Source organism: Acidovorax cavernicola, from assembly GCF_003581445.1.
The window spans coordinates 1-1,554 of record NZ_QXMN01000197.1; the positions used below are offsets into that span (position 1 = coordinate 1).

Consider the following 1,554-nt stretch of genomic DNA (forward strand, 5'->3'; position numbering starts at 1 on the left):
TTATAGAAGACTGCCGGGCTTTGGCACGCTTTGGCACGTTTTGCGGCGAAGCGCGGGATAATCCCGGGTTGCTTTCGCTGTTCGTTGTTCCCTTTCAAGAAAACCCACGATGACCACCACGATCCGCCAGCAGGACCTGATCGACTCGATCGCAGGCGCCCTGCAGTACATCAGCTATTACCACCCGGCCGACTACATTGCCCACCTGGCGCGCGCCTACGAGCGCGAGCAGAGCCCGGCGGCCAAGGACGCGATGGCCCAGATCCTGACGAACTCCAAGATGTCGGCCATCGGTCACCGCCCGATCTGCCAGGACACCGGCATCGTCAACGTGTTCCTCAAAATCGGCATGGACGTGCGCTGGGAAGGCTTCACCGGCGGCATCGAGGACGCGATCAACGAAGGCGTGCGGCGCGGCTACAACCACCCCGACAACACGCTGCGTGCTTCGGTGGTGGCCGACCCCCACTTCGCGCGCAAGAACACCAAGGACAACACACCGGCCGTGATCTTCACGCAGATCGTGCCCGGCGACAAGGTCGACATCACGGTCGCGGCCAAGGGCGGCGGCTCGGAAAACAAGTCCAAGATGATCATGATGAACCCCGGCGACAGCATTGTCGACTGGGTGCTCAAGACCATTCCGACCATGGGTGCAGGCTGGTGCCCGCCGGGCATGATCGGCATCGGCATCGGCGGCACCGCCGAGAAGGCCGTGCTGCTGGCCAAGGAAAGCCTGATGGAAGACCTGGACATGTATGAGCTCCAGGCCAAGTCGCAGCGCGGCGAGAAGCTCGACCAGGTCGAGGAAATGCGCCTCGAACTGTACGAGAAGGTCAATGCCCTGGGCATTGGCGCGCAGGGCCTGGGCGGCCTGTCGACCGTGCTCGACGTGAAGATCAAGATGTACGCCACGCACGCAGCTTCCAAGCCCGTGGCCATGATCCCCAACTGCGCGGCCACGCGCCACGCCCACTTCGTGATGGACGGCTCGGGCCCGGTCTACCTCGACGCGCCTTCGCTGGACCTGTGGCCCAAGGTCGACTGGGCACCCGACACGCAAAAGAGCAAGCGCGTGGACCTGAACAACCTGACCAAGCAGGAAGTCGCGAGCTGGAAGCCCGGCGACACGCTGCTGCTCAACGGCAAGATGCTCACCGGCCGCGACGCCGCGCACAAGCGCATCCAGGACATGCTGGCCAAGGGCGAAACGCTGCCCGTGGACTTCACCAACCGCGTGATCTACTACGTGGGCCCCGTGGACCCGGTGGGCGACGAAGCCGTCGGCCCGGCCGGCCCGACCACGGCCACGCGCATGGACTCGTTCACCAACATGATGCTCGAGCAGACCGGCCTGATCGCGATGATCGGCAAGGCCGAGCGCGGCCCGGTCGCCATCGAGGCGATCAAGCAGCACAAGAGCGCCTACCTGATGGCCGTGGGCGGCGCCGCCTACCTGGTCTCCAAGGCGATCAAGAACGCCAAGGTCGTGGGCTTTGCCGATCTGGGCATGGAAGCCATCTACGAGTTCGACGTGGTCGACATGCCCGTGAC

1 protein-coding gene is annotated in these 1,554 nt (G+C 64.4%); it reads left to right on the forward strand.

Annotation, left to right across the window (positions count from 1 at the left end; genetic code table 11):
• Positions 1-109: 109 nt before the first annotated feature.
• The coding region (locus tag D3H34_RS32440; protein WP_119558841.1) for a fumarate hydratase at positions 110-1,554 on the forward strand (1,445 nt) is incomplete at its 3' end.